General features: G+C 34.6%; 12 protein-coding genes. 9 read left to right on the plus strand and 3 right to left on the minus strand.

The window, feature by feature from the left end:
• The first annotated feature begins 34 nt into the window (after window positions 1-34).
• The 4 genes from C8P67_RS16250 (at window position 35) to dtd (ending at window position 3,790) form a co-directional block, all read left to right on the plus strand.
• Complete coding sequence (locus C8P67_RS16250) at window positions 35-892, plus strand: prephenate dehydrogenase (protein ID WP_115814231.1); 858 nt, start codon at window positions 35-37, stop codon at window positions 890-892.
• Between the two features lie 74 nt (window positions 893-966).
• On the plus strand, window positions 967-2,046 hold the full coding sequence (locus C8P67_RS16255; RefSeq protein ID WP_115814232.1) for a bifunctional 3-deoxy-7-phosphoheptulonate synthase/chorismate mutase type II: 1,080 nt from the start codon (window positions 967-969) through the stop codon (window positions 2,044-2,046).
• 204 nt (window positions 2,047-2,250) lie between these two features.
• Window positions 2,251-3,228, plus strand: a complete 978-nt coding sequence (gene rsgA / locus C8P67_RS16260) for a ribosome small subunit-dependent GTPase A (RefSeq protein ID WP_115814233.1) — start codon at window positions 2,251-2,253, stop codon at window positions 3,226-3,228.
• Between the two features lie 109 nt (window positions 3,229-3,337).
• Window positions 3,338-3,790: a D-aminoacyl-tRNA deacylase gene (dtd, locus tag C8P67_RS16265; RefSeq protein ID WP_115814234.1), complete on the plus strand. Its 453-nt coding sequence runs from the start codon at window positions 3,338-3,340 to the stop codon at window positions 3,788-3,790.
• An 11-nt stretch (window positions 3,791-3,801) separates the two neighbouring features.
• Here dtd and C8P67_RS16270 read toward each other — a convergent pair whose 3' ends face one another.
• Entirely contained in the window at window positions 3,802-4,758 is a 957-nt protein-coding gene (locus C8P67_RS16270) for an alpha/beta hydrolase (protein ID WP_245980481.1), read from the minus strand.
• Window positions 4,759-5,219: 461 nt separating this feature from the next.
• On the opposite strand from C8P67_RS16270, the gene C8P67_RS16275 reads away from it, so the two are divergent.
• Together C8P67_RS16275 and C8P67_RS16280 are read left to right on the plus strand one after the other, a co-directional pair.
• Entirely contained in the window at window positions 5,220-6,551 is a 1,332-nt protein-coding gene (locus C8P67_RS16275) for a BNR repeat-containing protein (RefSeq protein ID WP_115814236.1), read from the plus strand.
• A 4-nt stretch (window positions 6,552-6,555) separates the two neighbouring features.
• On the plus strand, window positions 6,556-7,770 hold the full coding sequence (locus C8P67_RS16280; RefSeq protein ID WP_115814237.1) for a glycoside hydrolase family 88 protein: 1,215 nt from the start codon (window positions 6,556-6,558) through the stop codon (window positions 7,768-7,770).
• Between the two features lie 76 nt (window positions 7,771-7,846).
• On the opposite strand, the gene C8P67_RS16285 is transcribed toward C8P67_RS16280, so the two are convergent.
• Both C8P67_RS16285 and C8P67_RS16290 read right to left on the minus strand, forming a co-directional pair.
• Entirely contained in the window at window positions 7,847-8,401 is a 555-nt protein-coding gene (locus C8P67_RS16285; protein WP_115814238.1) for a hypothetical protein, read from the minus strand.
• Window positions 8,402-8,440: 39 nt separating this feature from the next.
• Window positions 8,441-8,812, minus strand: coding sequence for a ribosomal maturation YjgA family protein (locus tag C8P67_RS16290; protein ID WP_115814239.1), 372 nt, complete (start codon window positions 8,810-8,812; stop codon window positions 8,441-8,443).
• Window positions 8,813-9,015: 203 nt separating this feature from the next.
• Here C8P67_RS16290 and C8P67_RS16295 point away from each other — a divergent pair, with 203 nt between their 5' ends.
• The 3 genes from C8P67_RS16295 to C8P67_RS16305 all read left to right on the plus strand — a co-directional run bounded on the left by C8P67_RS16295 (window position 9,016) and on the right by C8P67_RS16305 (window position 13,938).
• On the plus strand, window positions 9,016-9,828 hold the full coding sequence (locus tag C8P67_RS16295) for an SDR family oxidoreductase (RefSeq protein WP_170141478.1): 813 nt from the start codon (window positions 9,016-9,018) through the stop codon (window positions 9,826-9,828).
• A gap of 176 nt (window positions 9,829-10,004) precedes the next feature.
• Window positions 10,005-11,915: a DUF3857 domain-containing protein gene (locus C8P67_RS16300; protein WP_115814241.1), complete on the plus strand. Its 1,911-nt coding sequence runs from the start codon at window positions 10,005-10,007 to the stop codon at window positions 11,913-11,915.
• A gap of 7 nt (window positions 11,916-11,922) precedes the next feature.
• Entirely contained in the window at window positions 11,923-13,938 is a 2,016-nt protein-coding gene (locus C8P67_RS16305) for a DUF3857 domain-containing protein (protein WP_115814242.1), read from the plus strand.
• Window position 13,939 lies beyond the last annotated feature (1 nt).

Here is a 13,939-nt window from a genome sequence, read left to right on the forward strand (position 1 = left end):
GGATAGCAGGAAATAGCTCCAAAAAATTAAAAAAATGAATGTACACGTAATAGGAATAGGATTGATTGGAGGTTCGATGGTGCTGGACATCAAGGGACTGTATCCTGAAGCGGTTATTCACGGTATTGATACAAACGAGAATCACGTTCAGGAGGCAATTGCTTTGGGAGTGATTGATAAAGAATCCAATTTTGAGGATTTGAAAACTGCTGATTTTGTGATTGTTTCGGTGCCTGTAGATGTTGCGATGACAGTTTTGCCAAAAGTACTGGATGCTGCGGGAGAACAAACTATTGTTTTTGATGTAGGTTCGACCAAAATGCCGATTTGTGAAGCGGTTGCCAATCATCCGAAAAGAAGAAATTTTGTTGCGGCACATCCAATTGCGGGAACGGAGTTTTCAGGGCCTTCGGCAGCGATCAAAGGCTTGTTTGAAGGGAAAACGAATATCATCTGCGAAGTAGAGAAAACGACATTCAAACTGCAGGAAAAAGCATTGGAGTTGTTTAAAAGTATCGGAATGAGAATCCGTTATATGGATCCGAAATCGCATGATAAACATATTGCTTATGTGTCACATTTATCACACATCAGTTCGTTTATGCTCGGGAAAACGGTAATCAATAAAGAAAAGGACGAGCAGGATATTTTTGACATGGCAGGTTCCGGTTTTGAAAGCACCGTTCGATTGGCCAAAAGTTCGCCGGCTATGTGGACACCAATTTTTAAGCAGAATAAAAAGCAGGTAGTCAAGACATTAGAAGAATATATCGCAAATTTGTCTAATTTTAAAGAGCTTTTGGTAAATGATGAGTACGAAGCGATTTTTGATGAAATGCAGAGTGTAAATAAAATAAGAGAAATATTAAACGGGATGAATGCTAAGAAATAGCACCGCATTACGGAGGGAATAAAAGATAAAAAAGAAAAACTAATAATTAAATTAAAAGAATAAAACTAGAAAAGATGGAAAACAAGAAAGAAATGAGAGATTGGTTGAACGAATTCAAATTGTCTCATCCATTCGTAATTGCAGGACCTTGTAGTGCTGAAACTGAAGAGCAGGTTTTGAAAATTGCTCATGAATTGAAAAACTCAGATGTTAGTGTTTTTAGAGCTGGTATCTGGAAACCAAGAACTCGTCCAGGAGGATTTGAAGGTGTTGGAGAAATTGGATTGAAATGGCTTAAAAAAGCTAAAGCTGAAACAGGTTTACTTATGGGAACTGAGGTTGCTACTGCAGCTCACTGTAAATTAGCTTTAGAAAATGATATTGATGTTTTATGGGTTGGTGCTCGTACAACTGCAAATCCATTTGCGGTTCAGGAGATTGCTGATACATTGGCAGGAACTGATAAAATTGTATTGATTAAAAACCCTGTAAATCCAGATATGGCTTTATGGTTAGGTGGTGTTGAGCGTTTATATGCTGCTGGAATCAAAAAATTAGGAGTTATCCACAGAGGTTTTTCTACTTACGAAAAAACAAAATACAGAAACATTCCAGAATGGCAGATTGCTATCGAATTGCAAAATAAATTCCCTGATTTACCATTAATCATCGATCCATCACACATCACAGGAAACCGTGAGATGATCCTTGAAGTAACGCAGGAAGCTTTGGATTTGAATTATGATGGTATGATTATCGAAACGCATAATGATCCAGATAATGCTTGGTCGGATGCTGCGCAGCAAGTAACTCCAGATGCTTTGAAACAAATTTTCAAAGATTTGAAAGTGAGAAAAGTGAGCGGTGACAATGATTTTAATCAGCAAATGACAAAATTGAGAGCTAATATCGACGTTTTAGATGCTAATTTGTTAGACTTATTAGGAAAAAGAATGAAAGTTGCTGACGAAATTGGTCAAGTGAAAAAAGACAATAACGTAGCGATTCTTCAAAACAACCGCTGGAACGAAATCCAGGAAAAAATGATTGCTGAAGGTGCTAAAAAAGGATTGACTGAAGAATTTATCGTAAGATTATTCAAAGATATTCACCAAGAAAGTATTGGTCACCAAGAAAAAGTATTGAATTCATAATCGGTATTTTTAGAAAAGAACAATAGTTAATTTTGAATTACTCCCAATTGGTAACCTACTAATTGGGAGTTTTTTTTATGAGAAGGTTAAAAACTTTAAACTTTTAAACTTTAAACATAAAACAAAGAATTACCTTTGCAAAAGAATTGGTTTATGCTGAATGAGTTATCATAAATCAAATTTCTACTATCGTAAATATAAAAAATGACAGGACTCGTTTACAAATCTACAGGAAGCTGGTACACCGTAAAATCTGAAGCAGGTGATTTTATAGAATGCCGTATGAAAGGGAAATTCCGCATAAAAGGAATTAAAAGTACCAATCCAATAGCTGTGGGCGATATTGTTGATTATGAACTTGAAGAAACATCTGATGCTGTTACAGGAACGATTCATCACATTCACGAAAGAAAAAATTACATCGTTCGTAAAGCAGTGAATTTATCGCATCAAATGCACATTATTGCTTCCAATATTGACCGCGTATTTTTGTTAGTAACAGTAAACAATCCTCCAACTACTTTTAATTTTATTGATCGTTTTTTGGTAACTGCCGAAGCTTATGGTATCGAGGCTATTTTAGTTTTCAATAAAATTGATACTTTGGATGAGGTAACACTTGATGAGCAATTGTACATGCAGCATGTGTATCAGGAAATAGGATACCAATGTTTGAGAGTTTCGGCTGCAGAGAGGAAGGGAATCGATGCATTGAAGGAATTAATGAAAGGAAAAGTTAGCATGTTTTCGGGACATTCAGGTGTGGGGAAATCTACTTTGGTGAATGCAATGGAACCGTCTCTGCATTTAAAGACCAAAACAATTTCCGAAGCCAGCAAACAGGGACAGCATACAACGACTTTTGCCGAGATGTATGATTTGTCTTTTGGAGCGAGAATTATAGATACTCCTGGAATCAAAGGTTTTGGTATGGTCGATATGGATCCGTCAGAAATCAGCGGTTATTTTCCAGAGTTTTTTAGGCTCAAAGACCAATGTAAATTTAATAACTGCCTTCACAAAGAAGAACCGCACTGCGCCATAAAAGCAGCTCTGGATAATGACGAAATCGCTTGGTCGCGTTACAACAGCTATCTTAAAATCCTTGAAGGTGATGATGAACATTACCGTACTGATACTTATGACGAAGACCGAAAAGCAAGTGATAAAACCAGGGAGTAATTGTTGATGGTTAATTGTTTATTGTTGACGATTGATTGTGATTATTCGCATAAAAATATGATAATCGTAGAGATGCACTGCAGTGCATCTTTTTGTTATAGTTGAAATTATGAAGACAGTTATTCAAAGAGTTTCCTCAGCCTCTGTGACTGTAGAAGGAAATAAAATCGCCGATATTCAAAAAGGACTGCTCGTTCTGGTAGGAATTGAAGATGCCGATGCACAGGAAGATACCAATTGGCTCTGCCAAAAAATAACCAATCTCCGTATTTTTGGTGATGAAAATGATGTCATGAACCTTTCGGTAAAAGATATAAAAGGGGATATAATTGTGGTTTCACAATTTACGCTTCATGCTTCGACCAAAAAAGGAAACCGCCCATCGTACTTAAAAGCATCAAAACCAGAAATTGCCATTCCGATGTATGAGAATTTTGTTGTTCAAATGGAAAAGGAACTGGGCAAAAAAGTACAAACCGGTATTTTTGGTGCCGATATGAAAGTAGCATTACTCAATGACGGTCCCGTTACCATTGTAATTGACAGTAAAAATAAAGAATAGCAGATAATTATTTATTCTTTTTTTAGATTACTGATTATTTTATTAGCAATTAACCAACTTTTGCAGGCAGCTGGCCAATCAGTATTTGTTCCTTGTACGCCTAATCCAAAACCGTGGCCTCCATTTTGATACAAATGCATTTCGGACGCAACTTTATTTTTTTTCAAAGCCAAATAATAATTTATGCTGTTTTCTACAGGAACTGCCTGATCATCGGTGGCGTGGATTAAAAAAGCAGGAGGTGTGTTTTCGTTCACTCTCTTTTCATTCGAATATTTTGCAATTAAATCGGCAGAAGCATTTTTCCCTAAAAGATTCTCTTTGGAACCATTATGGGTGATTCCATCTTCCATGGAGATTACAGGATAGATAAGCAGGGAAAAATCTGGACGTGCACTAACATCATCTTTGCTGTCATATACTTTATCTAAATAATGAGTTGACGCAGTTGATGCCAAATGACCTCCTGCCGAAAATCCCATGATTCCAATTTTATTACTGTCTAAATTCCATTTGGAGGCATTTCGGCGTAATGTTCTAATTGCTTCCTGCGCATCTTGGAGCGGACCAACGGTTTTGTCTGTCATTATATCATCCGAAGGCAGACGGTATTTGAGTACAAAAGCCGAAATCCCTATTGAATTAAACCATTTTGCAATATTGATTCCTTCTTTGTCAATAGCCAAAACACCGTAGCCGCCACCAGGGCAAATTACAACTGCAGCATTTTTGTCTGAAGTATTTGGGACCAAAAAAGGCATCAGAGTTGGTTTTATGACTTTCAGAATTCCTGTACGGTTCCCTTGACTGTCCAGTCTGGGTTCTTCTTTATAAGAATCGTTTTTAATAGATCCCGGAATCTGAGTCCACAATAGGAATGCTACACTTTCCTGAGAAAAACAATTGATGGACAAGCCTAAAAAAAGGATTGTTCCAAAAAGCGGTGTCTTGATAATTCTATTCATCATTCTTTTTATATACTCCTAAAGTAGTAAAATAATGTTTCTATTGTTTAGATCTTAAGCAGTTTTATTTTAAGGATAGCTGATGGATTTAATAAATGTTGTATTTACAATTATTAGCCTTCAAATAATTAAATTAGCGCTATATTTACTATAAATGGGAGGTAATCTCCCTATTTATAGCAGTAGTGCTACTCAAAACAGATAGTATTGCTCCCTAAAAGAGGGGTATTAGGGGGTGTTTTTAGGAGCTGTCTTATCTTTTTAGGGAGGTCTAGGGGGTATAAAAGGGAGTATTAGGGGGTTTTTTCAGGGGCTGTCTTACCTTTTTGGGTAGGTGTAGGGGGTATAATGGTAATACTTGGGGGTATAATAGGTAGGTCTGTTACTATTTTACAGGTGTACAGCTTCTGTTTGGCTGTCTGTGTCTGCTCATTAATCATCGTTTTATCAAAAAATAAATTTACATGTTTGATTATTTAATAAAGAAGCTTAGTAGGAAAGGGATCGTTTCTCAAAGTTATGTAGGGCTGATGGTTTTATTTTCAGTTTATTCGACGGCACAGCTGCGGACGAATGAAAGTGAGATTGGTTTAGGCTGGAGCAGCAATTCTGTCAATACAGTTATTTTTAGGAACAGTGCTTTGACCACAGTTAGAAATTGGCAGTATGCCTCATATTATAATCCTGATGGGAAGATGGTTTTGGCAAAGCGAAAACTGGATTCCAATGATTGGCAAAAAGTAATTACTCCTTACAGCGGTAATGTAAAGGACGCACACAATAGTATCAGTATCGCCATAGATAGTGATGGATACCTGCATGTAAGCTGGGATCAGCATGATACCCGGCTGCGTTATGCTAAAAGTAAAAAGCCTTTTAGTTTAGAATTAGGAGAGGAACAATCGATGACCGGTAATGACGAAACAAAAGTGACTTACCCTGAATTCCATAATCTGCCTAATGGGAAATTGCTGTTTTGTTATCGATCGGGTGCTTCAGGAAGAGGAAATATGATTATGAAATTGTATAATGTGAAGACTCAAAAATGGACTTCTCTGCAGCATAATCTGATTGACGGCGAAAACCAGCGAAGTGCCTATTGGCAAATCTGTGTAGATAAAAAAGGAATTTATATGTCATGGGTTTGGCGGGAGAGCTGGGATGTATCGACTAATAATGATATTTGCTATGCTTTTTCGGCAGACGGCGGACAAACGTGGCAAAAATCAACAGGAGAGAAATACCGTCTGCCGATAACCAAATCTACTGCCGAAATTGCCTGGAAAGTTCCTCAAAAGAGCAGTTTAATCAATCAAACGGCTATGACTGTCGATACGGAAGGAAATCCGTATATTGCAAGTTATTGGGATGACAGCGACGTGCCACAATATAAGGTGGTGTATCTGGGGAAGGGAAAATGGAATAAAATTGATACTGATTTTCATAACAAACCATTTAATTTAGGTGGCGGAGGAACAAAAAAAATTCCGATTTCCCGCCCTGAAATTCTGGTAAGCAGATCAATGCTCTATCTGCTTTTTAGAGATGAGGAAAGAGCTGACAAGATTACTTTGGCTAGTGCCAATTTGGATAAAAAACAATGGAAACTTGCTGATATTACAGATTATTCGGTAGGCCAATGGGAACCTAACTTGGATAAACAATTGTGGAAAGATAAAGGAGAACTGCATATATTTTCTCAAAATGTAAGTCAGGCAGATGGGGAAGGATTAGCAGAGGCAGAACCTCAAGCTGTGCGAGTTATTGAATTAAAAAAATTACCTAAAATTAAATAACCTTATGAAAAAGTATTATTTGTTATTATTGGCCGCTGTGTTTTTTGTCGCAGCAGGTTTTCGAAAACAAAATTTAGAAGAAAAAATAAATGCCGCTTTGCAAACGGCAGTACAGCAATATGCTTATTTGAGCAAACAAGTTAGTGTTGGGAAATATCCTAAAACTTATTTTGCAGATAAAAACGAATTGGAAACATCTGATTCTGGCTGGTGGTGCAGCGGTTTTTATCCTGGAACTCTGCTGTATCTGGACGAAGCGAAAGGATCTCCCGAATTAAAAAAAGAAGCGTTTAAAGTATTAGAAGACTTGAAAAAAGAACAATTCAATACTACTACGCACGATTTAGGTTTTATGATGTTCTGCAGTTTTGGAAACGCACAGCGATTAAATCCGAGTAAAGAATACGAAACGATTTTAATGAACAGTGCCAAATCATTGGCAAGCCGTTTTAATCCGATAACAGGCTGTATCAAATCATGGGATCCTGCACCTTGGAATCACGCTGCCAAAGATGAATCTCCTGTAATTATTGATAATATGATGAACTTGGAGCTTTTATTCTGGGCGACAAAGCACAGCGGAGACAGTACGTATTATAAAATTGCCGTTCAGCATGCCGATAAAACGATGGTAAATCATTTCAGAAAAGATTATAGTTCCTATCATGAGGTAGTTTACAATAATGAAACGGGTAAAGTAACGAAACAAATCACTAATCAAGGAGCTGCCGATGATTCATCTTGGGCGAGAGGCCAAGCCTGGGGATTGTACGGGTATGTTGTAATGTACCGAGAAACAAAGGATGTCAAGTATTTAAATCATGCCAAACATATTGCTGACTATATTTTAAATCACCCAAATTTACCTGCTGACAAAATTCCGTATTGGGATTTTAATGCACCTAATATTCCTAATGCACTGCGTGATTCTTCTGCTGCTTCATTGATTGCTTCTGCTTTATTGGAGTTAGGCGGCTACGCAGATAAAAAAGAAGGAATCCGTTATTATGATACTGCCAAAACGATTTTGTCAAATCTGCTGACACCAGAATATATTGCAGCTGTGGGTACAAATGGCGGTTTTTTGCTAAAACACGGAGTAGGGAATATGCCTAATAAAACTGAAATAGATACGCCGCTTTCATACGGTGATTATTATTTGGTAGAGGCTATGATGCGCTATAAAACGCTGGCAAAAACAAATCCGAATTTTAAATAAAAGTTTTTTTTTAACCATTAAGGAATTAAGCATCATTAAGCTTAATAGACTTAATTTCTTGATGGTTCATTTTAGTTTAGTGAGTATCTCCTCGGATTATTATTTCGTTTGATTTCTTGATGTTTTCTTCCGATTTACTGATTACTTTTATGACGGTCAGGTTAGGGTTTTCAAGTTTATTGATAGTTATTTTCAAAATATAATTTTTGTCTATTACGTACTTATTGTAGTCACCATCAGCTATTTCGTTATCAATTTGAAAAATTACCGAGCTTTCTTCTAAGGTTGTGTATCTTTTTCTTAATTCATTTAAGGAGATTAAGTTAGGCTTGTAGTTGTTTTTTGTTTCAATTGTAATTTTGCCGGAATATTTAGTGTTTTCGATTACAATATCTTCTTTTTCAACGTTGATGCTTTCAATTTTATTTGGATCTAAAAATTTTGAAACACTTTGATTAACAAGTTCTCCATTTATAAAGTAAGCAGGTTTTTTGGCACCTTTAAATTTAATTATATTAACGACGCTGATAATGGTATCCTGTTCGGAAATTGTCTGTGAATTTTCAGTTTTCTTTTGGCTAAAAGCATTAGCGGACAAAACTGAAACGGCTATGATAATAAAATTTTTCATTTTTACTTTGTTTTACAGATTGCTCTTAACTGCTGTTTTTCAATTTTTTGCAAAAACTTTCTCAGCAATAAGAACAATAATAATTCCCGCAATATAGCATACTAAATCAATCCAGGCAAATGAGGTGCCGATAACAGTTCTGGCAAGTTTTGAATTTTGAAGCCCCAGCTTTCCAACAATATTCACGTACTGCAGAAATTCTATTGTAAAGGAAAACAGCAGTACAAATATCGCAACAGGCAGAACCGGCAGTTTCAAAAAAGATTTTATAAAACAATAAATTAGAATCACAACCAATACATCGCCAATATAGGGGCGAACAATTTTATCATGAACAAATAATGCAATTAAAACCTCTATAACAAATATTAGAATTGTTAATAGGAAGTATTTTTTGTTGAATGACTGCATAACCTGATTGAGTAAATAAATGTTAGACAGTATATTTATTTGCTAATATATGGATATATAGCAGCGAAACAATTTTTTCTATATTAGAAAAGCACATCAGGTTTATAATCGTTTTTTTAAATGGGGTACTTTCCTTTTCTCATAAATTCAGTATCTTTCCTAACTGGAATTAAAATACTAATTAAAAATAACCAAAATTGAAAATGGATTTCTTATTAAACGATAAAGTAATAGTTGTGACTGGGGCTACCGGGATTTTAGGCGGTGCATTTGTAGATGGAATTGCCGAGGCTGGAGCAGCAGTTGGTATCTTAGGAAGAAATGAAAAAATAGCAAATGAACGTGTAAAAGCTATTAATGATAAAGGCGGGAAAGCAATTGCTCTAATTGCGGATGTTACCAAGGAATCCGATTTGATTGCCGCCCGGGATTTAGTCCTTTCAAAATATGGAAAAATAGACGGTTTGGTAAATGCTGCAGGAGGAAATATGCCTGATGCAGTAGTACAGCCCAATGAGGATATTTTTAAATTGAATATGGATGCATTACAGCAGGTAATGAATTTGAACTTGTTTGGGACACTTTTGCCCACACAGATATTTGGAGAGGCCATAAAAGATACGGCTGGCAGAGGAAGCATAGTAAATATTTCATCAGTATCTACAACAGCAGCGATGACAAAAGTTTTAGGGTATAGTCTGGCAAAATCTGCAATCGATTCGTATACCAAATGGTTTGCCGTAGAGCTTGCTAAACGTTATGGTGATAGAATCCGCATGAATTCAATTGCGCCGGGCTTTTTTTTGACAGAACAAAACCGGACATTATTAACTAATGAAGATGGCAGTTTGACAGAAAGAGGAAATTTGGTAATTCAAAATACTCCTTATGGTCGCTTCGGAAATCCAGATGAATTAATTGGAGGATTGGTTTGGCTTTTAAGTGATGCTTCTAAATTTGCTACAGGATCCAAAGTTACTTTAGACGGCGGTTTTACGATTTTTAGCGGCGTTTAATAATCTCCAAGAAAAACATAATAATATGTATTAAAGACTGTTCAGAAAAAGAGCAGTCTTTTTAATTTTTGGGCGATTTTGTGTTTATTATTTTGTCTCAAAAAACTTAAAAAATCATCTTTAATTAAGTTTTTTTTAAACGAATTTTTCCTATATTTCGCAACTAAAACTTTATTATGTATCAGAGATTTTTTTCCTTTATTACGATCATTTTTATATTTACCACGGCCTTACTATCAGCTCAAAAGAGTAATTATAGTTATTTAACTATTTCGGATAGTCTTAAAGAAAATGCTAATGCTGTTGTCCGACTGAATCAAATTGATATTGTAATTGCATCACAGAGGAGTATGAATATCAAGAAAACAAGAATAGTTACAGTGCTTAATGAAAATGGCCTTGGAGCCATAGGGGCAATCGCTGGCTATGATAAAAGATCGAAGGTTAAAAATATAGAAGGAACGGTTTACGATTCTTTTGGGAATGAAATTAAAAAAATAAAAAGAAAAGATTTCATCGATCGAAGCGCTGCCGATGGATACTCTATTTTTTCTGATGACCGAATCATTTTTATAGATTATACACCAGTGCAATATCCGTTTACTTTTGTTTATGAAAGTGAATTTGAAACTTCTACTACGGCTCATATTCCCACTTGGATGCCAATTTCTAATTATTTTATAAGCATAGAAAAAAGTGTCATAAATGTAATCTACCCGTCAATTCTTGGTTTTAAAAAGAAAGAATTTAATTTTTCTGATTATAAAATAAAAAAGATTATAGATAACGAAATGCAGCTCTCTTATTTGCTGACAAATGTCTCAGCTCAAAAATATGAAGCTAACAGTCCAGATTCAAAGGTTTTTCCGAAAGTTATGATGGGTTTAGAAAGTTTTAATCTTGAAGGGGTTGATGGAACAGCTAAAAACTGGAAGGAATACGGGCAATGGTTTGCCGCAAATATTTTGAAAGGAACAGATAATCTGACTGATGAAACCAAAGTCAAAATTAAATCGTTAGTAGGGGATGAAACCGATCCAATAAAAAAAGCAAGAATTGTATATAAATACATGCAGGAAAAATCAAGATATGTTAGTATACAAGTCGGTATTGGCGGGTTTAAACCGATGTTTGCCAGTGATGTTGATAGATTAGGATATGGTGACTGTAAAGCATTGTCAAATTATACTAGAGCAATGCTGGAAGTAGTGGGTGTTCCATCATACTATACAGAGTTGTATGGAGATGAAGATATAATAAATATTGAATCTGATTTTTCTAGTCTTCAAGGGAACCACGTTATTTTATGTATTCCGGATGGTAAGGATTATACCTTTTTAGAATGTACAAATCAAAATGCTCCTTTTGGTTATCAAGCTAATTTTACTGATGATAGAGATGTATTAATTATAAAGCCGGATGGAGGTGAAATTGTTCATACAAAGATATATGAAGATAAATTTAATACTCAAATTAGTAAAGGAAACTATGAGATTTCCGAAAAAGGAGATTTTGGAGGAAAAATTGTGATAGTCTCTGAAGGTTCACAATATGAGAAAGCAAAAATGGAAAATTGGCAGCCGGAAGATAAAGATAAACATTATAAAAATTATTGGAATAATATAAATAATTTAAAAATTGGAAAAATGTCATTTTTAAATGACAAAGAAAATATCAGATTTACTGAAAGTGTTACAATAAGCGCAGTAAATTACGGAAATATAACTTCTAACAAAATGATGTTTGCCCTAAATGCTTTCAATCAATCAACTACAAATGTAAAACGTATTCGAAACAGAAAAAATCCTCTGGAAATTCAAAGAGGATATGTAGATATTGATGAAATTGAAATTGCTTTGCCAGCTAATTTTTCAATAGAATTTCTTCCTAGCAATGCCGAAATTAATGGAAAATTTGGGGAATATAAAACAGAGATTATAAAAAAAGACGGTAATAATATCATTTACAAACGAAGGTTCTTATTGAAAAAAGGACTATATACCAACAAGGAATACAATGAATATCGTCTTTTTAGGGAACAGGTCTCTAAAAACGATAATGCCAAAATAATTTTAACTAAAAGCTAATAACCAAATGAAAATTAAAAACTTAACTCTGCTGTTTTTTATAGCATTATTTTGCTGCAATGTAAGTGCTCAGGAATTTAAATTGGGCAAAGTCTCAATTGCTGAATTAGAGCAAAAAGTCCATCCTAAAGATTCTTCGGCTGTCGCAGCAATATTATTTAAAAAAGGAGAATGTCGTTTTGAGTTTTCACAAAATGAAGGATTTAAAGTGGTCACTGATGTGAGTATGCGTATTAAAATTTATAAAAAAGACGGTTATGATTGGGCAAACCAATCGGTGAGATTTAGTTCAGGAAGTAACAGTTTTAATGAAAAAGTAGTTTTTACTGATGCGGTTACCTATAATTTGGTGGGCAGAAATATTGAAAAAACGAAGTTAAAAAGCGAAGGCGAATTTATTGAAAAGGTAAATAAATATTCCAACAGAAAAAAAATTACTTTGCCTAATATAAAAGAAGGTTCGGTAGTAGAGTTTAGATATGTTATACATACAGACAATATTGGAATGCTTAGAGAGTTTGATTTTCAAACGGATATTCCTGTAGATTATGCTGAATATAAAACTTTAATACCAGAATATTATACGTATAACACTAAATTGAAAGGTTTTATTTCACCAAAAATTGTTGTCGAAAAATCTACGCAATCATTAATTCTTACCAGTAAAGAAAGAACTGGAACTCACGTTTCGTCAACTAGCTTTTCAACAGATAAAATTGATTACATGGAAACAAGAACTACTTATGCCATTCATGACATGCCAGCCATGAAAGAGGAAGCATTTGTAAGCAATATTGATAATTACACTACAAGTTTAGAACAGGAACTGTCAATGACAAAATATCCAAATGAGCCTATTAAACCTTATTCCACAGATTGGAATTCTGTTGTGAAAACCATTTATGAATATGAGGATTTTGGTCCCGAATTAAACAAAACAGGCTATTTTGAGAACGATTTGAAATCAATTTTAGCAGGTTTAACAACTCAAGATGAAATTATTATCACGATTTTAAATTATGTAAAATCTACAGTAAAATGGAGTGAAGATTATGGCTATTTCTGTGATAAAGGAGTTAAAACAGCATATAAAGAAAAAATTGGAAATGTAGCTGATATTAATTTAATGCTCACAGCTATGCTTCGAAATGCGGGTTTAAAGGCGAATCCTGTGCTGGTGAGTACCAGATCAAACGGAATTTCGATTTTTCCTAATAGAACCGCTTTTAATTATGTAATTGCTGCGGTGGAATCACCAGAAGGATTAATACTCTTGGATGCAACCAGTAAATATTCGAGTCCTAATGTATTACCTTTTAGAGACCTTAATTGGTCCGGCAGATTAATTAGAAAAGATGGTTCCTCAGAAGATGTTGATTTAATGCCTAAAACGGCATCAAATGACAGTGTAACTATGATGTATACAGTTGATGCTACAGGTAAAATAGCAGGAAAATTAAGAAGACAAAGAACGGATCATAATGCAATGTTTTTTAGATCGGAGATTGCAAATTTAAAGGAAGAAGAGTATTTGGAAAAATTAGAAAATGAAAATCAAAAAATTGAAATAGCAGATTATTCCAGAACAAATGAGAAAGATGTGAAATTACCAATTATGGAGACTTGTTCTTTTACTGGAACCGATCTGTGTGAAGTTATTGGTGAAAAAATATACATTAATCCATTGCTGTTCTTTACCAAAGAGCACAATCCTTTTAAACAGGAAACAAGAGAATATCCTGTTGATTATGGTTTTCCTTTCGTAGAAAAATACAACGTTAATATTGATATTCCAAATGGATATGTAGTAGAGACAATGCCAAAATCAGCTCAAATGAATATGGAAGACAATATAGGTGGATTTAAATTTATTGTTAATTCATCGGGAAATAAAATACAGTTAATGATTTCCCATCAAATAAATACTCCTATTGTGTCTTCAGAATATTATTCCATGTTAAAAGATTATTATCAGGGAATGATTACAAAGCAAACAGAAAAGATTGTTTTGAAAAAAGTATAAA

The sequence above is a fragment of the Flavobacterium aquicola genome (assembly GCF_003385115.1).
GTDB lineage: Bacteria > Bacteroidota > Bacteroidia > Flavobacteriales > Flavobacteriaceae > Flavobacterium > Flavobacterium aquicola.